Origin of the sequence: Vibrio aquimaris (genome assembly GCF_009363415.1) — a bacterium.
In the GTDB taxonomy this organism is placed as follows: domain Bacteria; phylum Pseudomonadota; class Gammaproteobacteria; order Enterobacterales; family Vibrionaceae; genus Vibrio; species Vibrio aquimaris.
On record NZ_CP045350.1, the window covers coordinates 1178586 to 1200870 of the forward strand.

Sequence of the window (22285 nt, forward strand, 5' to 3'; positions counted from 1 at the left end):
TCATTGATATTATGTCAATCATCTTGGGTATCGATCCAGGCTCTCGGATCACAGGTTATGGGGTGATTCGTCAAGTAGGGCGTCATCTGCATTATCTGGGTAGTGGTTGTATTCGTACTTCAGAAAAAGACTTACCGGGACGCCTTAAACAAATTTATGCCGGTGTGACCGAAATCATTACCCAGTTTCAACCCGATGTTTTTGCCATTGAACAAGTTTTTATGGCAAGAAATGCGGACTCTGCATTGAAACTTGGTCAAGCGCGAGGCAGTGCCATTGTTGCGGCGGTTAATGCCGAATTACCAGTATATGAATATGCCGCTCGCCTAATAAAGCAGGCTGTAGTGGGAACGGGGGGAGCAGATAAAGATCAAGTTCAACACATGGTTCAGTCTATTTTGAAGTTGCCTGCTAAACCGCAAGCAGATGCAGCGGATGCACTCGGCGCAGCAATATGCCATGCCAATACCAATAAAACCTTGGTGGCTCTTGCTGGACAGGCGGTGAGTGCCCGAAGAGGTCGATATCGTTAACTCTGTAGTATTCAACAAATAAAGAACTGGATGTTTATCCAGTTCTTTATTATTCTGTCATAAATTCTCCAGTAAAGAGTATGGATTGTGATTGGACGTTTGCGTGGAATTTTATTAGAGAAGCAACCCCCAGAGCTATTAATTGAAGTCAATGGCATTGGCTATGAAGTGCAAATGCCGATGAGTTGTTTCTATGAATTGCCAAACATAGGCGAAGAAGCCGTTATCTATACGCATTTTGTTGTGCGAGAAGATGCGCAACTGCTTTATGGCTTCAATACCGTCAAAGAGCGTGCTCTGTTTAGAGAAGTGATCAAAGCAAATGGTGTCGGACCCAAACTTGGGTTGGGAATATTATCTGGTATGACAGCCAGTCAATTTGTATCCAGTGTAGAGCGCGAAGATATCTCGACACTTGTTAAGTTGCCAGGTGTTGGTAAAAAGACTGCTGAACGTTTGGTAGTAGAAATGAAAGATAGGCTCAAGGGATGGGGAGCGGGTGATCTATTTACGCCTCACACTGATGCAGCGCCTGTTGATGCTATAGAGCGTTCGAGTTCGAATAATGCGGAAGAAGAAGCAGTCAGTGCACTACTTGCATTAGGTTATAAACCGACTCAAGCTTCTAAGGTGATCTCTCAAGTGAAAACTCAAGATATGAGTAGTGAAGAGCTTATCCGCGAAGCTCTAAAGTCTATGGTTTAGTACACGGTTAGGAACGTTTAATGATTGAAGCTGATCGCTTAATTGCCCCTGATAGCGCCGTCTATAAAGATGAAGATGTCATCGATAGGGCTATTCGCCCTAAAAAGTTGGCAGATTACCAAGGGCAAGATCATGTCCGTGATCAAATGGAAATTTTTATCAAAGCGGCCAACCTTAGACACGAAGCTTTGGACCACCTGTTGATTTTCGGGCCTCCTGGGTTAGGAAAAACAACATTAGCAAATATTGTTGCCAATGAAATGGGTGTTAATATTCGCACAACGTCGGGCCCAGTTCTTGAGAAAGCTGGCGATTTGGCCGCATTACTGACCAATTTAGAGGAGAATGACGTTCTCTTTATTGATGAGATTCATCGACTTAGTCCCATGGTTGAGGAAGTCTTGTATCCAGCTATGGAAGACTATCAACTTGATATCATGATTGGAGAAGGCCCCGCTGCTCGGTCGATCAAAATTGATTTGCCGCCTTTCACTTTAATCGGCGCGACAACACGAGCGGGATCCTTGACCTCGCCCTTACGAGACCGCTTTGGTATCACTCAGCGATTAGAGTATTACAAGGTTGCTGATCTGCAGCATATTGTTCAGCGCAGTGCGGACTGCCTCGGTTTATCCATGGAAAAAGAAGGCGCGCTTGAAGTCGCTCGTCGAGCTCGAGGAACCCCACGTATTGCTAACCGTTTACTTCGTCGTGTTCGAGACTATGCAGAAGTGAAAGGTAATGGCCATATCTGTGCAGATATGGCTGACAAAGCATTGAATATGCTTGATGTCGACGTACAAGGCTTTGACTATATGGACAGAAAATTGCTGCTTGCCATTATGGAGAAGTTTGCTGGTGGTCCCGTTGGTTTGGATAACATGGCTGCGGCAATCGGAGAAGAAAAAGACACTATAGAGGATGTCTTAGAACCTTACTTGATTCAACAAGGATACTTACAAAGAACACCCAGAGGTCGCATTGCTACTGACAGAGCGTATTTACATTTCGGTATTGAAAAATAAGTTTCCAGGGTCAGTCGCTTGGTGGCTGGCTTCCCTTTATTTGTGATGAGACTCGCAATAATAGAATATTAATAATGTCAGAAAAGTAACTTAAAATTATCAGATGTTAATCAGTTGTTTGTCATAAACATTCTCTTTCTGCCTAAAATAACCGCAAGTTAACAAAAGCTCGTGTAAACTATTGATGTAGATCAAGTTGATTGTTTTTTGAGCAAGAATCTCAAGCAAAACTTGATGTAAATCAAGGCTAAGCCTAAAAACAAACCTTTTGAAAGAGATGGTTATTAGCAGTAGTATTAGTATAAGCTATATTAGCTAAAGCTTAACAATTAACTAACCGTTACGGTACATTTTTGCAACAACATGCTGTTTTTTGGCAACATTGTCTCATTCGTCTCAATGTTTACTGTGCTGCATAAATGTAGAAAGTGTCAGTATAGGCACATAGGAGTAAACATGATTGATGTCGTCGATCTGTCGCGGTTGCAGTTTGCACTGACTGCGATGTATCACTTCCTCTTTGTACCATTGACTCTCGGTATGGCGTTCCTACTAGCCATTATGGAGTCTTTGTACGTAATGACGGACAAGCAAATTTATAAGGATATGACTAAGTTTTGGGGCAAGCTTTTTGGGATAAACTTTGTTCTGGGCGTTGCCACGGGTTTAACCATGGAGTTCCAGTTTGGTACTAACTGGTCATATTATTCTCACTACGTCGGCGATATTTTTGGGGCTCCGCTCGCCATTGAAGCTTTGGTGGCTTTCTTCCTTGAATCAACGTTTGTTGGCCTGTTCTTCTTTGGTTGGGATCGACTGACCAAACGACAGCACCTTGCCGTCACTTGGTTAGTCGCTCTTGGATCGAACTTCTCTGCTCTTTGGATTCTGGTTGCAAACGGGTGGATGCAAAACCCAGTAGGTGCAGAATTCAACTTTGAAACCATGCGGATGGAAATGGTGAGTTTTGCTGAAGTGGTCCTTAACCCTGTCGCTCAAGTTAAGTTCGTTCATACTGTTGCTTCTGGCTACACCACTGGTGCAATGTTTGTTCTGGGTATTAGTGGTTATTACTTGCTTAAAGGACGTGATAAAGCTTTTGCTCGTCGTTCGTTCGCGATAGCTGCATCCTTTGGTATGGCGTCAATTCTGTCCGTGATTGTGCTTGGTGATGAATCCGGTTATGAACTAGGTGAAGTGCAGAAAGTAAAACTGGCTGCAGTTGAAGCTGAGTGGCATACAGAGCCTGCGCCAGCATCATTCACATTGTTTGGCATACCAAACCAAGACACAATGCATACTGATTACGCAATAAAGATCCCTTATGTTATGGGTATCATTGCGACACGTTCTATTGATGAGCAAGTTACAGGGCTTCGTGATTTGAGAGAAGAACATGTGGACAGAATCCGTAATGGTATGTATGCCTACGGTTTGTTGGAAAAACTGCGTGAAGGTGATAAATCGGAAGAAAACATGGCGGCCTTTGATGAAGTTAAAGGTGATTTGGGCTATGGCTTGTTACTTAAACGTTATACAGAAAATGTGGTAGATGCCTCTGAAGACCAAATTCAAGCCGCAGCTGATGATTCGATTCCTACCGTATGGCCGCTGTTCTGGTCGTTTAGAATCATGGTTGCGTGTGGCTTCATTATGTTATTTGTCTTTGGCGCTGCATTTGTCCAAACATGTCGTCAGAAAATTGAGCAGAAGCCATGGGTTCTTAAAGCGGCTTTGTTGAGTATCCCTCTACCTTGGATAGCAATTGAAGCCGGATGGTTTGTTGCTGAGTTTGGCCGTCAGCCATGGGCTGTGGGGGAAATCCTTCCTGTGGATGTGGCAGCGTCTGCTTTGACCGCTGGAGAAATCTGGACGTCTTTGTTTGCAATTTTAGGCCTATACACTGTGTTCTTAATTGCTGAAGTTTACCTCATGCTTAAATTTGCCCGTAAAGGCCCGAGCAGTTTAAAAACGGGACGTTATCATTTTGAGCAGGATATCAATTCTGTTGAAGATAAAGTCAGCCGCCAAGTTGACGCGTAAAGCACGGAGAAAAACATATGTTTGATTATGAAATCTTACGACTTATCTGGTGGGTTTTGATCGGTGTTCTTCTGGTCGGCTTCGCAGTAACAGATGGCTTTGATATGGGTGTTGGCGCGCTGGTACCTGTGATTGGAAAAACAGATAGTGAAAGACGAGTGATGATCAACTCTATCGCTCCGCACTGGGAAGGTAACCAAGTGTGGCTTGTTACCGCAGGTGGTGCGTTGTTCGCCGCATGGCCCTTGGTCTATGCCACTTCCTTTTCAGGTTTTTACCTTGCGATGATACTTACGCTGGCCGCTTTGTGGCTTCGCCCACTAGGCTTGGCGTATCGCTCAAAAATTGAAGACGAGAAGTGGCGTTCAACATGGGACGTGTGTATTTCAGTCAGTGGATTTGTCCCTCCAGTTATTTTCGGTGTGGCTTTTGGTAACCTGCTTCAAGGGGTTCCTTTCCAACTGACAGACTTTTTAATGCCAACATACCACGGTTCTTTCTTTGAATTGCTCAACCCATTTGCACTGCTTTGTGGCTTAGTCAGCTTGTTTATGATCATTATGCAAGGTGCAACTTGGCTACAACTTAAAACAACGGATGCCGTGCATGCTCGTTCGCGCAGTGTTGCGCAGATTATGGGTTTATTGACGGTTGCAGCTTTTGTCGCTGCTGGCTTTTGGATTCAAAGTATTGAAGGGTATGTGATTACCAGCGTAATGGACCATGGTGCGGCATCGAATCCATTAGCAAAAGAAGTTGTTCGTGAGGCTGGTGCGTGGATGAACAATTTTGAGCAATATCCACTTATGTGGGCTGCGCCAATCTTGGGAGTGGTTATGTCCTTGATCACTGTGATTGCCTCACGTCTTGATCGTGGTGGTATCGCCTTCTTTGCTTCAAGTGTAGGGAACGCGGGCATTATTTTCACGGCTGGCTTAGCAATGTTCCCATTCATCATGCCCTCGGATTTAATGCCTAACCACAGTTTAACCATGTGGGATGCGACCTCGTCTGAGCTGACGCTCAACTTAATGACAGGCGTTGCCTTTATCATGGTACCTGTGATCCTCGGCTATACCTCATGGACATACTACAAAATGTTCGGGCGTCTAGATAATAAGTTTATCGAAGACAACAAAGATTCACTGTACTAAGGAGCAAAGACTATGTGGTATTTCGCGTGGATTTTGGGAGTATTACTGGCTTGTGCATTTGGCATCATTAATGCGCTTTGGTTAGAGCATACTGAAATGATGGATAAAGACAGTGAATAGTATTGCCGAGCGAGTGGCTAAGCTGCATGCTCCGTTGGATAAAGTTCTGTTTAGAGCTTTATCTTTGATACTTGGTTTTTATCACGTGGCCCTCCTTATGTGGGATCCAAAACTGTATGCTGATCAAATTGGCGGATTCAACGCAGTTGTTTCGCCACTCATGATTTGGGCAATGTGTTCGAGTATGGTTTTTGGCTTGAATTTCAAGCCAAGGAATTTGTGCTGGCAAGTTCTGTTTAGTCCTTATTTTTCTATATCGATCCTTTCATATTTAACTATGGCTAGGCTTTTCTAAGTTTTCTTGGTTAGATAAGCTTAATTATTCAACAGATAGCACGACTGATATGATCAGCCGTGCTATTTTTGTTTCATGCGATGAAAATACGCCATTATTCCTTGCCTAATTGGTATTGGAGTAAGGTATAGTATCGTTAATCATGCTGACCAAGAGAAAAACGTGGACATCAACCAACCTGTATTCGAACTCCCTGTGACTGTCTATTACGAAGATACTGACATAGGAGGTCTGGCTTATCATGCCAATTATCTAAAGTACTTCGAACGTTGCCGCTCTGAATGGTTAACCCATATTGGTGTCAGCCAAACAAGCCTGAAGGAACAAAACACTATTTTTGTAGTCCGACATGTGGAAATAGACTTTTTACAAGGTGCCCGACTAGAGGATCGCTTAATCGTTAAAGCGACTGTTGCAAAGGCTCAGAAAGCCTCAGTTACCTTCTGTCAGGAGATCGTAAATCATGATGGAGATATATTGTGTAAAGCAATGGTTAAGGTAGCATGCATCGATAGCGAAAAAATGAAGCCGATAGCTTTTCCTCAAAACATTATTATGGAGTTAACTCAAAGTGACCGCTGATATTTCAATGCTTGATTTATTTCTTCAAGCAGGCCTCTTAGTAAAAATAGTGATGCTTACGTTGTTGGGCATGTCTATCGTTTCTTGGGCGATGATCATTAAACGCAGTAAAGTTTTGTCTCAAGCTGCAAAAGGCGCTGAAACTTTTGAGGATCAATTTTGGTCAGGTGCAGACCTTGCGGCTCTTTATCAAAATGCCAAAAAGCGCAAAGACGACATTAGTGGAACCGAGGAAATCTTTTACTCGGGCTTTACCGAATTTGCACGTTTAAGAAAAACTAATTCGGAGTCGCCTGATTTTATTATGGAAGGTACAGGCCGTGCGATGCGAGTCGCGGTTGCTCGTGAAGTCGATGAGTTGGAAACCAACTTGCCATTTCTTGCCACTGTTGGATCTATTAGTCCATATATCGGCTTATTCGGCACCGTTTGGGGTATTATGCATGCCTTTATTGCCTTGGGCGAAGTCAAGCAAGCGACCCTAGCTATGGTTGCGCCAGGTATTGCAGAGGCACTGGTTGCGACTGCCATGGGTTTGTTTGCTGCAATTCCGGCCGTCATGGCCTATAACCGATTAAGCAACAAAGTCGGTAAGTTAGAGCATAGCTATGCCACTTTCTCTGAAGAATTTCATAGCATCTTACACCGCCAAGCTATGGCTGGTCGTGATTCTGCCAGCAGGGGCTAATATCATGGCTGGTTATCAACCTAAAAAACGCAAAATGACGGCAGAAATTAACGTTGTTCCCTACATTGACGTTATGTTGGTTCTGCTTATCATCTTTATGGTGACATCTCCTTTTGTCACTCAAGGTGTTGATGTAGAGTTACCTAAAACCTCAACTGCTAAGCCTGTTTCTGACCTTGCAGGTGACACTGATGCAAGTTTTATCATTGTTGAAATTGATCGAGAGGGTAATCTTGGCGTAAGCGTCAACGATGAAGAGGTGACTCGCGGACTTTCGTTACAAGACGTCATTGTTCGCATCAAGGCTGAACTATCACTTAAGCCTGATTCTCCTGTGGCTGTTGGTGGTGATGCTGCGACTCCGTATGCAGAAGTTGTGTTGGTTTTAGATGAATTAAGTCGAGCGGGGATCCCTAAGGTTGGCTTACTCACCGAGATAAAGGAATAAGCGCGCTCTGGTTATGAAAGATAGTAAGCCGAAAAAAAAGAGTGGTTACGCTAAGTCGATAGTTATCTCTGTATTGCTACATGCATTGTTGGTGGTTGCCCTTATATGGGGGACAGATTTTACTATGTCTAAACCAGAGCCATCAGGCAAAATGGTTGAGGCGGTGGTGATTGATCCCAGCCTTGTTCGTCAGCAAGCCCAACAAATACGAAGCCAAAGAGAAGCCGCTGCAAAGAAAGAGCAACAACGCCTAGATAAATTGCGCCGTGAAAGTGAGCAATTAGAAAAGAGTCGCAAAGCAGAAGAAGAGCGTATCCGCAAGTTAAAGGAGCAGCAAGCCCGTGAAGCAAAAGCCGCTCGTGAAGCTGAGAAAGTAAGACAGCAAAAAGAAAAACAACGTAAAGCGGAGGAGCTGCGTGTTCGCCAAGAAAAAGAGCGGGCCGCTAAGCTAGAGGCGGAGCGGAAGGCTAAAGAAGCCGCTGTAGCGAAAGCGGAGAAAGAGAGAATCGCACGCGAAAAAGCGGCTCAAAAAGCAGAAAAAGAGCGGGTTGCCAAAGAAAAGGCAGCCAAAGAGGCGGCAGAAAAAGCTCGCAAAGAAAAACAGCGTCTGGAGCGAATAGAAAAAGAGCGCAAAGAGCAAGAAGCTGCGCTGAATAATATATTCTCTGGTTTGGAGACTGAAGCAGAGCACAATAGTTCAGCGCGCCAACAGCATGTTCAAAGTGAAGCTCAAAAGTATGGTGCCATTTTCAAAGGGCTTATTGAACAAAACTTGCTTTTGGAGGACAGCTATCGGGGAAAGTCCTGCAAAGTTAACTTACGCCTTATTCCAACGGGCAATGGTGCTATTGTGGGTAATTTGAATATACTCGATGGTGATAGCCGTTTGTGCTCGGCAACTAAGCGAGCTATTGCTCAGGTGGGGACGTTTCCGCTACCAAAAGAGCAAGATGTCATTAATGAATTAAAAAATATTAACTTAACTGTAGAACCTGAGTCATAAGGAAAAGCTTGTGTTTAAGCGACTAGTATTAGGGTGGTTGCTCATTGCGATGAGCGTATTTCAGGTAGCCAATGCGGCTTTAGAACTGGTCATTACAGACGGTATTGACTCAGCTCGGCCAATTGCTATTGTGCCGTTTAAATGGCAAGGGGCTTCACCTTTGCCTCATGATGTTTCCGCGGTCATCGCTTCAGACCTACAGAGAAGTGGTAAATTTAGCCCAGTACCTACAGGTAAGATGCCACAAACACCATACAGTGATAGCCAAGTTGATTTTGAAAAATGGACAGGTTTAGGTGTTGACTCGCTGTTAACTGGAACTATTACACAAAATGCTGATGGTGACTATGTTATCCAATATCAGTTGATTGATGTTGTTCGCGGACAACTGACCCAAGGCCAAAGTAAAACTTTGAGCTCTGATGGTGAGTTGGTGGTGTCAAAGGATCATATCCTATTTAGTAAGCGTGCGACTGTGCCAGGTGAGAGATTACGAGAGTACGCACATCGTATTTCTGATTTAGTATACGAAGAGTTAACGGGCGAGCGAGGCGCATTTTTAACTCGTGTCGCTTATGTGGTTGTTAATGACAAGGATAGCTATGCCTATCAGTTAAGAGTTGCCGACTATGATGGTTACAACGAAAGATTGGTATTGCGCTCAAAACAGCCGTTAATGTCACCTGCTTGGTCTCCAGATGGGAAACAGCTGGCTTATGTAAGTTTCCAAAATGGCCAAGCTGAAATATTCATTATGAATATCTACACGGGGAAACGTGAAAAGATCACTTCCTATCCTCGTCATAATGGTGCGCCACGGTTTTCTCCAGATGGCAATAAACTCGCGCTAGTACTATCTAAAACAGGCAGCTTACAGGTTTATACATTGGATCTGAATACTCGTAAGTTGACCCAAATAACGCGTGGCAGATCAAATAATACTGAACCTTTTTGGCATCCTGATGGTAAATCATTGATCTTTACCTCAGATCGGGGTGGTAAACCACAAATATATAAAGTAGATTTGGCCAGTGGTTCAACGAATCGTTTGACTTGGCAGGGACGTCAGAATCTGGGTGGGCAGATCACACCAGATGGGCGGTTCTTGGTAATGGTCAATCGTACCAACTCCGGGTTCCACTTAGCAAAACAGGATTTGGAAACAGGGTCTGTTCAGGTTTTAACCAAAACTTTGCTAGATGAATCACCGAGCATCTCACCTAATGGTGGTATGGTAATTTACAGTTCCATCTATAACGAAACTAACGTACTTTCGATGGTTTCGATCGATGGACGCTTTAAAGCTCGATTACCAGCAACAAATGGTCGTGTGCGTGCTCCGGCATGGTCACCGTATTTGTAGCCAGTAATATGTATCAAAACGAAGGAAAATATAACAATGCAACTAAACAAAGTTCTTAAAGGGCTATTAATTGCGCTGCCAGTACTTGCAGTTACAGCATGTAGTTCAAGCGATGACGCAGCAAACTCTACTGGCTCTGAAACGAACCAATCAACTTCTGGCTCAGCAAATAGTGTTGATACCACAGTGGTTTCGCCAATTGGTGAAAATGGTCAGCTTTCTGAAGAAGAGCTAAAAGAGCAGGCGCTTCGTGAGTCTCAAACTATCTACTTTGCGTTTGACAACTCTACTATTGCTAGTGACTACGAAGAAATGCTAGCTGCTCACGCTTCTTACCTAAGCAAAAACCCATCAATGAAAGTGACTGTCGAAGGTCATGCTGATGAGCGTGGTACTCCAGAATACAACATTGCACTTGGTGAGCGTCGCGCAAACGCCGTTGCTAAGTACTTGCAAGCTCTAGGTGTTCAAGCTGATCAGATCTCTATCGTGAGCTACGGTGAAGAGAAGCCTCTTCTAATGGGTCAATCTGAAGATGTATACGCTAAAAACCGCCGTGCGGTTCTAGTATACTAATCAAGGATAAGCCATATGTTCAGTAACCTTAAGCGCCTCATTACGCTTATGTTACTGGCAAGTACAGCGAGCCCAGTGTTCGCTGTACCAGCTCCAGTATCAGACGTAAGTGGCAATAATGCTTTGGTCTCTTCTTCTGCCAGTTCGGCAAATGAAACAGAGGTTCAACGTCTTGAGCGCTTGCTCGAAAATCGTAATCGTATGCAACTGCAAATGCAGCAGCAGCTTGACGATATGGCACTGGAGATTAATGATCTTCGTGGTCAGCTTGAAAAAAATAGCTACGATATGCAGCAAATGCTTGAAAGGCAGCGCGAGCTTTTTATCGAGCTTGATAAACTTCGTGGACAAGTGAACTCAGCCCCTGTTGCTGAAGCGGCCAAAGAAACTGCTGCTCCCAAGGGTAAGTTCAGTACCAATGTTGATGAGCAAACTGCTTATCAAAACGCTGTCGATCTTATCTTAAAGAAGCGTGACTACGCAGGTGCTATTTCAGCGTTTCAACAGTTTCAAAAAGATTATCCAGATTCTACCTTTTCTCCTAATGCGCACTATTGGCTAGGACAGCTTTACTTTGCTAAAAAGCAAGACAAAGAAGCTGTGAAGAGTTTTGCTGCAGTTGTTTCATATCCTAAGTCCAATAAACGGGCCGACGCTTTAGTTAAGCTTGGGGATATATCAAAGCGCAATGATAATGCCACACAGGCGACTAAGTACTATCAGCAGGTTATTGATGAATATCCTAGCAGTGCATCAGCTAAGCTTGCCGAAGAGCGGATCAAATAGATAATAGGGAGCGTAAATCGCTCCTTTTTTGTCATGGTATTGAACACTTGGCAACTAATTATGCTTGAAACTGGCATCCCTAACTCAGTGGGGTTAGAATATGCTGATTATTAAAAGTTGCCTAGAGCAAGAGCAATGAGCCACATTTTAGATACAGTTGAAACCGTCTATCCGTTTCCACCCAAGCCTATCCCGTTGTCTGATGAACAAAAGCAGACACACATAAAAAATATAAAGTCTTTGCTGAAAGAAAAAGATGCGGTGTTGATTGCGCACTACTACACGGATCCTGAAATCCAGGCATTGGCTGAAGATACAGGTGGTTTTGTTGGCGACTCATTAGAGATGGCAAAGTTTGGTAATCGTCATCCTGCTAGCACCTTAGTTATTGGCGGTGTTCGCTTTATGGGAGAATCGGCAAAGATATTGACCCCAGAAAAGCGCATCCTTATGCCAACACTTGAGGCAGAGTGCTCCCTTGATTTAGGCTGTCCTGCTGATAAATTCTCACAATTTTGCGATGCTCATCCAGATCATACCGTTGTTGTGTATGCTAACACTTCTGCGGCCGTTAAAGCCCGAGCTGACTGGGTAGTGACTTCCAGTATTGCTTTGGATATTGTCGAGCACCTTGATGCCGAGGGAAAACCAATAATTTGGGGGCCAGATCGCCACTTAGGCTCATATATCGCTAACCAAACTGGTGCTGATATGCTGCTTTGGCATGGCGAGTGTGTGGTTCACGATGAGTTTTCTGCTGATGCGTTACGCAAAATGAAAGCCGTATACCCAGATGCCGCCATCTTAGTCCACCCAGAGTCTCCTGCAAGTGTGGTTGCTTTGGCTGATGCGGTTGGTTCAACAAGTCAGCTTATTAAAGCGGCTAAACAGTTGCCTCAAACCAAGATGATTGTTGCAACAGATAAAGGTATCTTCTTTAAAATGCAACAATTGGTGCCAGAGAAGGAATTAATCGAAGCGCCTACAGCGGGTGCGGGTGCGACTTGTAGAAGTTGCGCTCATTGTCCTTGGATGGCGATGAATGGCCTTCAGGCGATCGAAGAGGCGCTGACCCAGGGTGGAGAAAAGCATGAAATTTTTGTTGATGAAGTGCTGCGAGTCAAATCTCTCATCCCACTGAATCGCATGCTTGATTTTGCTGAGCAGCTGAATCTTACAGTAAAAGGTAACGCTTAAATATCCGAATCAAACAATATAGATTGTAAAAGCCAGCTTGAACGCTGGCTTTTCTTGTTTTCTCAGGAAATTAACTTAATAGCCAATAACTGACAGGGTTATCCGGACACTGATAGGGTCCACATTCAGCAAAAGTAGACAGTATGTTTAGTGCCACGACTGCTAGGGCAAGCAAGCAAACCCACTTACCAAGGCCATTCATGGTGAAAGGTTTCGAGCTCCATTCTTCACGCCACATCATCAAGAGTACCGCGACGGCAAAAATAGTTGCGGCAAATAAGACAAATGCCCAAGTATAATAATGCATACCCAAAACAGGGCTGCCATAGCCAGGTGTTCCCGGAATGACATGTAAGGAAATTTGGCGAAGTGAAGTTGCTGCGCCAAATAGTGCGCCTATTAGTACAATTCCATAGTGGCGCTGCTCAGGGCCGTATTTTACGTTGAGCAAGAAACCAAACATCACCATGATAAAACCGATGCGCTGAAGGAGACAAAGCGGGCAGGGCAGCTCATTTAGTGCAAATTGGAGAACAAACCCAATTAATAGCACTAAAGTCATACCAAATAGGCCCAAGGTATTGAGTAGACTGACGTGATCACGATTCATAGCGCTTTCCCTTACAATAAAATGGAAAGTGCATCATTTGCATGATGATGGAACCAATACACGCTGACTAACACCGTTACGGCAAACATACCAAAGCTTAAAGACTTCTTGCCGGTAAAGGCACAAAGCATTGCTATAAAGAGCATAAGAAAGATTAAAGACATCATATGAAGCCCCTTGCTATGGTGTTGAAACCCTCATTTTGTGGGTTTCTATGACTTATTAGAAACATAGAACTCGCAAGTGACAATTGCGATATCCAAACACACAAACTTAGATTCCATTAAATACAATTATTGAATGGAATCCAACTCCTTGGAGATTATTTCAGTTTAATTAATTCTGCCCGCAGACATTGAGTATTCCATAATTAGGCCGCAAGTCGGTGATGATATCTTCAATGACTGGGTCTAATTGCTCTTTGCTGTCTATGTGTGGCATGGTTATAATATGCGCAACATCGCCTGAGGTTGCTAAGCAGTGTTTACGCCAAACCCAGTCGGAAGGTCGAGGGAAGACAATGGTATTGGAATTTTTATTTCTCCAAGCTTTGATACTGGCTTGTTGGAGTCTTTCAATAACATAGTCAGCCATTTCAAAGCATTGATTTATTTTTCTTCGCCAATCTGCCATCGAGTGGCTTTTAATAGCTGCCCACATAAATAGCACATTATGACCGTTTCTTGAGCCAGTGACAGTTTGATCCCGAGATGATATGTAGTCAATATCGGCAGAGATCTGGTCCACCATACAACGCTTGGCTAGTATAATACCGCATGGAATAGGTGAACCAATCATCTTATGGCCTGAGACGCTGATTGAATCAACACCATCTTCAAAAGAATAAGGTTGTGGGTCGTCAACAAACGGCATAATCATACCACTTAGTGCCGCATCAGCGTGTATATAATAATTCTCTCTATCTAACCCTAATACCGAAAGGTCGTGTTGGATTCGCTCAATATCATCGGTTGCACCACGCATAGTTGTCCCAATATTGGCAAAAATAATGGGGTTGCTCTGCTTGTCGCTTTGTATCTGTTCTATTAAGTGTACGTAATTAATTTCCCCACTAGATAATGAAGATATTTTTCTAGCGGGAATATTGAGCATCTTAACTATTTTTGCTATCGAGTAATGCGTCTCTTCGGAGTAATAAATAGTTCCAGTAGGAAACAGTTCACGGGCTAGGTAACATGAAAATAAGTTTCCTTCAGTTCCACCATTAGAGATATAACCCCAACTCTCTTTATTGGATATCCTAAATAACTTGGAAAAGAATGCCATTACTTCTCGTTCAAATTCAAAAGTATTGAGTTTGTAATTATTTCCAATTCGCCAATCTCCGCAGTTATTGATGGAGAATTTCAAGAATTTTTCGAGAACCGAATAATCAAAGTCAGCAGATTCTGGATAACCGACATTAAAATGTTGATTTTCTTTGCAGTAAAGCCAAAACTCATTGAGCTTACAAAGATCATCATTGGATAACTTCATTATTTAGCCTGTTGTTATGAGTTGAAAAATGATAAGGCGCATAAAGTTTTTATGCGCCTTAAGCTAAGTTGTCATGGATTTCTAGTAGCCTATGATTATCGCTCTTTTCTTTTCTTCTAATCGTGCCCACCAATTAACCACACTGGGCTCATGACTTAACTCTTGGTAATCAATGGTGACGCCAATCTGATTTAGATCTGAGGCAATCTTCATTATTCGGTTGGAATCGAAGCCATAGTTTAGGAGGTTTTTTTCCGGATCGAGTCCTCTAGGGTCATCGAGTAGGGCTTGTACCTTTTCATAAAGCCATTGGTAGCTTAGTACTGTCTTTGGTTCTAACACCGTCTGTGTGTTAATAACGTAACCCGTGTAGTTAGCCACATAACTCAATGCGCTAATGTGATCCTGATATGATAAATCCGCTACAGCGTCACTGACCATAAACGCCTGAATATTTTTCTTCAGGGCATCGGTAGCGGTGATTCTACCGCCTAAGTTAGCATACAAGCCAGTGATCAGCAGTTGGTCTCGACCGAGTTCTTGTAGGTGCTGAGCAAGCTCATCGGACTGCATTGCGCTGTAATGAGACTTACTAATCACGATATCGCCCTCTTCTGGAGCAATATAGGGTGTGATCATCTTTGAGCAAGGGGAGATTTCCTCGAAGCCCCAAAAATCCTCAATTAGAGGATGATCATGGTTTATGGCGTTAAACGTTATTTGCGTGTAGACAATAGGTATGTTTTTTTGTTTTGCCCAGTCTTTGATCTTGGCAATATTGCCTAACAAAGTGGGGAGCAAAACAGAATCTGGATCGTAGATATCAACAAAATAGCGCTGCATGTCATGTATTAGAAGTACAGCTCTGTTGGCTTCTAGCTGCCAGTCTGTTTTGTTTAAAAATGATGTCCTACTGGGCATTGGGTAACTGACGTTTTTTGGTAGTGGCATGGCCTTATTCCTCAAATTTCTTTGGCCTTCGACAAGGCGAATTGATAGATTAGTTAATGCAACAAGTTTCATTTTAGTGCAGTTTGCCAATTTTGCGCTTTAAACTATCCAAATAAACCCGATTTTTTGTCATATTTTGATGTACATTAAAGCTGCCACTTAGTACGTCACACTGGCATTAAAGCTGGAAGCTAAGAGTAACAAGTATTCTATCTATTTAATAAATATATATTTTTATTGTAAATGATTACTGTTTATAAAATAATGCTCTTGACAGTAAATTAATCAACACAGAGCATATGAGTGATTAATTAAACTCTCATGTTGGCTATTACAGTTAAGTGCTATGTCGGTTAAGTTTCTAAATCATTAACTCCATTTAGTTACCCCATGTATCGCTTTGTATAAAACGAGCCACTAAGGCTCCACTAATAAGTAGCAAAAGAAGGTGTGGTATGTTCGATTCTTCAAGTCTTCCCGATGAGCATTCAAAGAGGTTTGTCGCTGTACTCAATAAAAAAGTGGAAATGGGGAGATTATTTAATGCGCTGGGTCATATGTCAGTGGGGCTCGTCGATCAAGTCGGTGATGTTGAAAAACTGTGCTTTCTGCAATACCAAGACAAGGATGAAGGCATACATCCATCGATTTCACATTATCCTTTCATTGTTCTAAAAGCTGATAACTCAAATAAAATCAGAAAAGTGCGCAATGAGCTCCTAGAGCGAAACATTCCGTTTACCGATTTTGCCGATACCATGATTGTTGGCTCGTCACAACAGCAAGTTGTCGCTACGTCGGAAAAAGCAGAACACGAGTTAGAGTATTTCGGCATTTGTATGTTTGGCGATACAGAAGAGCTAAAAGAAATTACTGGAAAGTTTAGCCTTTTTAAGTAGATGGTGACAAGGGCGGGCAAATCTGAACTGATAAAAGTCGCCCTTTTTTATCATTGGCTAAGGGCTTTTCAACATCGCATTTCCATAGTGATCAGGTCCCAAACTTGACCGTCCCAAGAGCGTTCTCCTTTTTCAAGAGCAGTTTCGACAAAGCCTAATGACTCATAACAACGCTTTGCGGTTGTATTTGTGTTAAACACAGCGAGTGATAATAGTTCAGCTCGGTAACTTTGTTTGGTCAGAGTGATGAGATTGGCTAACATCAGTTTTGCGATGCCTTGCCCTCGAAAGTGCTCAGATACAAAAACACGGCATATGCGAAAGTGCGTGTCTGAGACTTTAAATAATTCAACGAATCCAGCCTCTGTCCCTTGTACGACATAGATAAATGGAAAAACATTGGCTTGATTATAGTGCTCATCAATTTGAGTTACATCTAAAGGGAAGTTAAAGCTTGGTCCTCCCCATTGATAATTGAGTTTTTCAGCGTCAATCCAGTGGATAAGTAGGCTGTAATCTTGAGTATTAAATGCTCTCAGTGCCATGGTTGTTTCTCTCGATAGTTATCTTATTGCCAGTAGACTTGGCTAGTTTAAGCTACTATACCTATCTCCCAATAAGCGAGTTTCACACTAATAACCTGATATAAATCACATTTATAGGTTTGTGACTGTTGTTTATCTTTGATAAATCTTAGTTTGTTTTATATTCGTCCACCTTACTGAATCTATGGTGCACTTATGGGCATATGGTTAGTCGTCAAAAAATGGTTTGAGTCGCATGTCTTTCATATTAGTAATAAAAATATTTTTATTTTAAGCATTTTGTATGTTGGGCTTTCATGGTGGCTGCTTTGGCTAGCAGGCGAAGCTGATCTAACACAAAACGGCTCACAGTTTATTTATTACTTGATGGTGACCGCTTCAACTGTGGGTTATGGCGACCTATCACCTTCATCGAATGCAGGCAAATGGGTTGTCGCATTATTTGTCATTCCGGGTGGTTTAAGTTTATTTGCTGCGGTTTTGGGGCGAGCGGCATCTGGAGCAATAGAGTATTGGCGGGCAGGCATATTAGGCAAGCGGAGAATTAGGATGGATAATCACATATTACTTTTGGGTTGGAATGGCCAGCGTACAATACACCTTATTCGTATGTTGCAACATGAAGAAGAAGGGAAACGTCCGATTGTGTTGTGCTGCCGGTCTGAGATTGAGAATCCGTTGCCAGGTCAAATTGGCTTCGTCAAAGTGACCAGTTACACGGATTCCCAAGAAATGAAACTAACCAATGTGGGCGAGGCAAGCTGCATCATTGTCGATAACCTTGAAGATGATATTACTTTATCAGCTGCTCTCTATTGCGCCAATATCAACCCCAATGCTCATCTTTTGGCGTATTTTAAAGATGAAGCCTTAGGCCATTTACTCAGTCAGCATTGCCCAAAAGCGGAATGTATTCCGGCGGTGGGGGCTGAAATGCTTGCTAAATCGGCGGTAGACCCAGGTTCTAGTGCACTCCATCAAGAGCTACTCGCTTCCACTCGAGGTATGACACAATATTCTGTGCTTTACCCACAAGACGCAGCTGACACTCGCGTCGAATCTCTTTTCACATTTATAAAGCAAGAATATCAAGCGACGCTGATCGCCATAGATACAGGCTCTGGTATTAAACTCAACCCTGAATTGACTACCTCAGTGTCAGCGGGCAGTCGCTTATTTTATATTGCGGATGAGCGAATTGAAGCTTTTAACTGGAAATTGTTAATGGAAAAGTAAAGCATTTCCATCAATGGTAGTATTGCTCTAGCCGATACTGCCAAGCCCCCCCACCAACGATACCTGATCCCAGTTTTTCTATTATTCAACCTGCCATTCGATGATTTGGTGACGATTAAATATTTAGCTGGAAAAATAAACCTTTTAAAGAACAATTACTTTTAGAGCATTCACTTTAACTAAGGTGTTTACCTGATATTGCTTGATATCTGTTCGATCCAAAATCTTGCCGAAAACATGACTTTTTATTTTTAAATAGCTTTTCAGTAGGAAATTCGATGCAAAAAAGTTTAATAGTTTTGGCCATGGGTTTATGTACGCCGTTTTTTTCTGTTTCTAGTGAGGTATCAGCGGTTGACGATGCACCGGCTCCAAGAATTATAGGTGGCTCAGCTACGAGTAAAAATGACTGGCCGTTTATGGCGGCTATGGTGGCTAAGTTCACTTCTGATACACAACAAGGCCAATTTTGTGGTGCAAGCTTTATAGGGGGAAGGTATGTGCTAACCGCAGCTCACTGCGTTAACGGTATAGAAGCGGATGAATTTGATGTAGCAGTGGGTGTTCATGACTTAAGCCATATATCTAATGAAGGGCAACGTATTGCTGTTCGTTCCTACTATATGCACCAAGACTACAATGAACGCACGATGAGTAATGATATCGCTATTGTTGAATTAGAACATCCAGTCGCATCACCGCAAGTTAAAGTAGCTGAAGAAGTGGATGTAAATAACTTAAATTCAGGTGATACCCTGACTGTAACAGGGTGGGGAAGGCAAGATGCTTATAACCCCTTGTCGTTTTCCAAGACTCTTTTCAAAGTTGATGTGCCTTTTGTTGACAAAGGGACATGTCAAAATTTAGGGCTCGATTATTTTTTAATTGGTGATGATGCTATTTGTGCTGGTGACTTGGCGGGAGGCAAAGATTCATGCCAAGGGGATAGCGGTGGCCCACTGATGACTAAGATTGGTAATGACTATAAACAAGTCGGGGTTGTGAGCTGGGGCCTTGGCTGCGGGAACCCAAATGCTCCTGGTGTTTATGCGAATGTTGGCCACTTTGAAGGCAATGGCTGGATTGAAAAAAATACTGCCAATGTGAGCTACACGCAAAATACGATACTGAGAGATAGAAGTGGCCAGCATGACGTGCATTTGCCGATAACAAACTTCAGTGCAGAGGCCTTCAATGTTACAGACATTACCTTACCAGCTGGCGTTAGTCTTATAGCGAATAACTGTAGTACCACGTTGAATGCCAGTGAAGTCTGCTCTATTGATGTAAGAGTCGATGCATCCGTAGCGTTAGCTAGCTCCGACCGTGCAACATTGAAAGTGGATACCAACCATAGTGTTGCTGGTGATTTGTTGATGAATATAGTTTATGCAGACGCAAAACCACAGCCAAGCTCGGGTGGCAGTAAAGGTGGTTCATTGTCTTTAGCAATGATGCTGTTAGCGCTGTTTGGTTTAGTTTTGAGAGGAAGAGAGCGGCATGTATAAGCCTTGGTTCGGTGTGGTTTTGATAGTATGTTCTTTTTCCGTCTTTGGGTGTTACTCACAGTCTGAAAGACAAACGGATGAATTGAGGGTGGAGCCTCTTGCGAGTTACTCTGTCAATGCTGACTCAATCGAATTTGATGCACTTTCGAATGGATGCAGTCACAATCGAGACTTTGCTTTTGTAGTTGACCATGAGACAGAACACAGTGGCCAAATTTCTATTATTAGACTTAAAGAGGATAATTGTAGAAAAATGCCCGCCTATAAACGGTTTAAGTTACCCTTGGATAACTCTTTACTTGGTAAGGAAATCATTATTCAAAACCTCATCAATGACATTTATAAAGGTTCAGCCTTATAAAGAAGTCGGCGCTCAATGAGCGCCGTTTTTATATGTTGTTGTTTCGATTGTTTTAGTAGTGAGAATTTAAGCCTAATACTGCCTGCATTAGACTAATTATTTGACTAAATGTGATCTAATGATCAATAACTTGCAGTTTATATGTTTATTCTTGCATTATTTATTTAGCTTATTAATATTTAGCGTTTGTTTAATATGAATATAATGGACAACAACTACGTGAAAGTAAAAATATCATCATTTTTTATAGGCTTAGCCATATCTTTTAGTACTTTTGCCCAGGGACCAGAATTAGCTGACAGAATGGCAAGTGCCAGAATTATAGGTGGAGCTGATGCAGATCCAAATAATTGGCCGTTTATTACCTATGTTAAAGTTGGCACCGAATCTTGTGGTGGTAGCCTTATTGGGGACAAGTATGTTTTAACCGCAGCCCACTGTGTTGCCGAAATAAGCGTTAGTGATGTTAATGTATACATAGGGCCAAATGACAGATATGACAGAGAGCCGACTAAGTATGAGCCTGCTCGCTCATACTATATACACAGTGGCTACAACGTGCCAAAGTTTGCTAATGATATTGCGATTATTGAACTAGAAAACACAGTGACGACACCTCAAATAACACTGGCTACAGAAACAGAGGTGAATACGTTAACTACAGACAGTAATTTGACAGTAGCAGGTTGGGGGCTAACTCAAGAGGATGGAAGTTCTTCCAATACTCTAAAAGAAGTGACTATACCTTATGTTGACAAAGGAACCTGCCAAAATATTGGAGGGGATTACTCCAATGTCGGTCCTTATTCACTTTGTGCTGGTAAAAAAAACAAAGATTCTTGTCAAGGGGATAGCGGAGGCCCTCTGGTGATAGGTGAGCCTGGTTCATATAAGCAAGTTGGTGTTGTTAGTTGGGGAGATGGTTGTGCAAGGAAAGACAAGTATGGCGTCTATTCTAATGTTGGTTACTTTAACACCAATGGTTGGATTGAAAGAAATACATCTGGCGTCAGCCATTCACCAGACATTCTTTTGAAAGAAAAGAGTGGAATTTACGACGATAAAATTGAACTTAGAAACTTGATTCCTGATGACAATTTTACCCATAAACTTAATGTTAGATCTGTTGAGCTTCCACAGGGTGTGACCTTGTTAAACAACAATTGTTCAGCGGAGTTGGAATATGGGGAGGCTTGCACCATTGATATCAGCATTGACGCATCGACTGTTTACGCAAACTCAGATAAAGCAACGTTAAAAGTGCTGACCGATCACCAAGTGTCGAGTGAATTGCCTATTTCTATCGTCTACTCATATGAAGATAGAAACGCTACTTCATATCAGTCAAATAATGATAGTAAAGACGGCGGTGGCTCGACTTCTTTGGCGATGATGCTATTAGCAATGTTTGGCTTTGGTTTACGAGCTAAAAGACAGCGCTAACACAAGTACTTTTTAATCGACACTTGAAGACAAGTAAAAGCCGGCATTTCAGTACCGGCTTTTACGTTACAGCTCTTGATCAACTAGCAGTGCGCCGCGAGCTGTCAGCCCACACAGCATAGGTGGGATTGCATTGAAGATTTCTTCAAATTGCTCTAAGCCTTCAATCCCTTGCTCGGCCAGTGTTACGAGGCAAGTTTCTGGGTCATAAAGCATACTAATCGATAACAAAACACCACCCAGTAACGCATTGTCTTCGCTGTTTTCAGGCATGATAGCTTCCCAGTCATCTTTGGTTAACTGCCAGCCTTGAAGTAAGCCTTCACAAAAATCGCGAGCTTCTTGGTTTACAATATCGGCATCATCAAGCTTGCATTCAGCTGGCCAGACCCATTGGTCTTCAAGAAGGTCTGGGCGATATTCGTTCCACATTGCAATAACTAATTCAATGTAGTTTTCGAGCTGCTCACCATCGCCAAATGGTGACACTTCTTCACCTCCCCAAAGAAAAGGAATCCACTCTTGAGGAGGAAGCAGGTTAGGTGCGGCTGCCATGGCAGTTACAAAACCTTGAGTCTTAGGTTCGTTGATAAGTCTATCTTTTAGCTCGGGTTGGGCGAGTATTTCGTTTAGTGTCAAAGCAAATTCCAAGCGGTCATGTCAATTTGAGGTAATATTAACAGTCCAAAGCAGACATAAAAAGGTCACAGCCTGCGT

26 protein-coding genes are annotated in these 22285 nt (G+C 42.7%); 20 read left to right on the top strand and 6 right to left on the bottom strand.

What is annotated here, in order from left to right:
• Positions 1–11 precede the first annotated feature (11 nt).
• From ruvC to nadA, 15 genes are all read left to right on the top strand, one after another.
• Positions 12–533 carry a crossover junction endodeoxyribonuclease RuvC gene (gene ruvC, locus FIV01_RS05570; protein WP_114787156.1) on the top strand — a complete coding sequence of 174 codons (522 nt, stop codon included), beginning with the start codon at positions 12–14 and terminating at the stop codon, positions 531–533.
• Between the two features lie 87 nt (positions 534–620).
• Positions 621–1238, top strand: coding sequence for a Holliday junction branch migration protein RuvA (gene ruvA / locus FIV01_RS05575; protein ID WP_114787157.1), 618 nt, complete (start codon positions 621–623; stop codon positions 1236–1238).
• 20 nt (positions 1239–1258) lie between these two features.
• Positions 1259–2263 (top strand): Holliday junction branch migration DNA helicase RuvB, encoded by a 1005-nt coding sequence (gene ruvB / locus FIV01_RS05580; RefSeq protein WP_152430106.1) that lies wholly within the window; start codon positions 1259–1261, stop codon positions 2261–2263.
• A gap of 456 nt (positions 2264–2719) precedes the next feature.
• Positions 2720–4306: a cytochrome ubiquinol oxidase subunit I gene (gene cydA / locus FIV01_RS05585; protein WP_152430107.1), complete on the top strand. Its 1587-nt coding sequence runs from the start codon at positions 2720–2722 to the stop codon at positions 4304–4306.
• A 17-nt stretch (positions 4307–4323) separates the two neighbouring features.
• The gene (gene cydB, locus FIV01_RS05590; RefSeq protein ID WP_152430108.1) at positions 4324–5460 is read left to right on the top strand and encodes a cytochrome d ubiquinol oxidase subunit II; all 1137 of its coding nucleotides are present in this window, start codon (positions 4324–4326) and stop codon (positions 5458–5460) included.
• A gap of 12 nt (positions 5461–5472) precedes the next feature.
• Positions 5473–5580, top strand: coding sequence for a cytochrome bd-I oxidase subunit CydX (cydX, locus tag FIV01_RS05595; protein WP_000270285.1), 108 nt, complete (start codon positions 5473–5475; stop codon positions 5578–5580).
• Positions 5573–5875, top strand: a complete 303-nt coding sequence (gene ybgE, locus FIV01_RS05600) for a cyd operon protein YbgE (protein ID WP_152430109.1) — start codon at positions 5573–5575, stop codon at positions 5873–5875. The genes cydX and ybgE overlap by 8 nt, the downstream gene beginning before the upstream one ends.
• 162 nt (positions 5876–6037) lie before the next feature.
• Positions 6038–6457, top strand: a complete 420-nt coding sequence (ybgC, locus tag FIV01_RS05605; protein ID WP_152430110.1) for a tol-pal system-associated acyl-CoA thioesterase — start codon at positions 6038–6040, stop codon at positions 6455–6457.
• On the top strand, positions 6447–7145 hold the full coding sequence (tolQ, locus tag FIV01_RS05610) for a protein TolQ (RefSeq protein ID WP_152430111.1): 699 nt from the start codon (positions 6447–6449) through the stop codon (positions 7143–7145). The genes ybgC and tolQ overlap by 11 nt, the downstream gene beginning before the upstream one ends.
• Before the next feature lie 4 nt (positions 7146–7149).
• Positions 7150–7593 (top strand): ExbD/TolR family protein, encoded by a 444-nt coding sequence (locus tag FIV01_RS05615; RefSeq protein WP_152430112.1) that lies wholly within the window; start codon positions 7150–7152, stop codon positions 7591–7593.
• 13 nt (positions 7594–7606) lie between these two features.
• Positions 7607–8596 (top strand): cell envelope integrity protein TolA, encoded by a 990-nt coding sequence (gene tolA, locus FIV01_RS05620; protein ID WP_152430113.1) that lies wholly within the window; start codon positions 7607–7609, stop codon positions 8594–8596.
• Between the two features lie 49 nt (positions 8597–8645).
• Positions 8646–9959 (top strand): Tol-Pal system beta propeller repeat protein TolB, encoded by a 1314-nt coding sequence (gene tolB / locus FIV01_RS05625; protein WP_415846720.1) that lies wholly within the window; start codon positions 8646–8648, stop codon positions 9957–9959.
• A gap of 36 nt (positions 9960–9995) precedes the next feature.
• Positions 9996–10535, top strand: a complete 540-nt coding sequence (gene pal / locus FIV01_RS05630) for a peptidoglycan-associated lipoprotein Pal (RefSeq protein ID WP_152430115.1) — start codon at positions 9996–9998, stop codon at positions 10533–10535.
• A gap of 15 nt (positions 10536–10550) precedes the next feature.
• Entirely contained in the window at positions 10551–11321 is a 771-nt protein-coding gene (ybgF, locus tag FIV01_RS05635) for a tol-pal system protein YbgF (protein ID WP_152430116.1), read from the top strand.
• Positions 11322–11456: 135 nt separating this feature from the next.
• The gene (gene nadA, locus FIV01_RS05640) at positions 11457–12518 is read left to right on the top strand and encodes a quinolinate synthase NadA (protein ID WP_152430117.1); all 1062 of its coding nucleotides are present in this window, start codon (positions 11457–11459) and stop codon (positions 12516–12518) included.
• Between the two features lie 70 nt (positions 12519–12588).
• Here nadA and FIV01_RS05645 read toward each other — a convergent pair whose 3' ends face one another.
• The 4 genes from FIV01_RS05645 to FIV01_RS05655 form a co-directional block, all read right to left on the bottom strand.
• Complete coding sequence (locus FIV01_RS05645; RefSeq protein ID WP_152430118.1) at positions 12589–13128, bottom strand: disulfide bond formation protein B; 540 nt, start codon at positions 13126–13128, stop codon at positions 12589–12591.
• Between the two features lie 11 nt (positions 13129–13139).
• Complete coding sequence (locus tag FIV01_RS20585; RefSeq protein ID WP_172971816.1) at positions 13140–13295, bottom strand: DUF5993 family protein; 156 nt, start codon at positions 13293–13295, stop codon at positions 13140–13142.
• A gap of 169 nt (positions 13296–13464) precedes the next feature.
• Entirely contained in the window at positions 13465–14625 is a 1161-nt protein-coding gene (locus FIV01_RS05650; RefSeq protein ID WP_152430119.1) for a histidine decarboxylase, read from the bottom strand.
• An 81-nt stretch (positions 14626–14706) separates the two neighbouring features.
• The gene (locus FIV01_RS05655) at positions 14707–15576 is read right to left on the bottom strand and encodes an isochorismatase family protein (RefSeq protein ID WP_172971817.1); all 870 of its coding nucleotides are present in this window, start codon (positions 15574–15576) and stop codon (positions 14707–14709) included.
• 455 nt (positions 15577–16031) lie between these two features.
• Here FIV01_RS05655 and FIV01_RS05660 point away from each other — a divergent pair, with 455 nt between their 5' ends.
• A complete protein-coding gene (locus FIV01_RS05660) occupies positions 16032–16475 on the top strand; it encodes a DUF2000 domain-containing protein (RefSeq protein WP_152430121.1) in 444 nt (147 codons plus the stop codon).
• A gap of 68 nt (positions 16476–16543) precedes the next feature.
• Here FIV01_RS05660 and FIV01_RS05665 read toward each other — a convergent pair whose 3' ends face one another.
• A complete protein-coding gene (locus FIV01_RS05665) occupies positions 16544–17020 on the bottom strand; it encodes a GNAT family N-acetyltransferase (RefSeq protein ID WP_152430122.1) in 477 nt (158 codons plus the stop codon).
• A 195-nt stretch (positions 17021–17215) separates the two neighbouring features.
• Between FIV01_RS05665 and FIV01_RS05670 the strand changes: the two genes are divergently transcribed.
• From FIV01_RS05670 to FIV01_RS05685, 4 genes are all read left to right on the top strand, one after another.
• The gene (locus FIV01_RS05670; protein ID WP_152430123.1) at positions 17216–18256 is read left to right on the top strand and encodes a potassium channel family protein; all 1041 of its coding nucleotides are present in this window, start codon (positions 17216–17218) and stop codon (positions 18254–18256) included.
• Positions 18257–18534: 278 nt separating this feature from the next.
• A complete protein-coding gene (locus FIV01_RS05675) occupies positions 18535–19764 on the top strand; it encodes a S1 family peptidase (RefSeq protein WP_152430124.1) in 1230 nt (409 codons plus the stop codon).
• On the top strand, positions 19757–20125 hold the full coding sequence (locus tag FIV01_RS05680; RefSeq protein ID WP_152430125.1) for a hypothetical protein: 369 nt from the start codon (positions 19757–19759) through the stop codon (positions 20123–20125). Before FIV01_RS05675 ends, FIV01_RS05680 begins: the two co-directional genes overlap by 8 nt.
• A gap of 204 nt (positions 20126–20329) precedes the next feature.
• On the top strand, positions 20330–21568 hold the full coding sequence (locus tag FIV01_RS05685; protein WP_172971818.1) for a serine protease: 1239 nt from the start codon (positions 20330–20332) through the stop codon (positions 21566–21568).
• A 66-nt stretch (positions 21569–21634) separates the two neighbouring features.
• Here the strand turns inward: FIV01_RS05685 and FIV01_RS05690 are convergent, their stop codons facing one another.
• Positions 21635–22207 (bottom strand): UPF0149 family protein, encoded by a 573-nt coding sequence (locus FIV01_RS05690; RefSeq protein ID WP_152430127.1) that lies wholly within the window; start codon positions 22205–22207, stop codon positions 21635–21637.
• Positions 22208–22285: the final 78 nt, after the last annotated feature.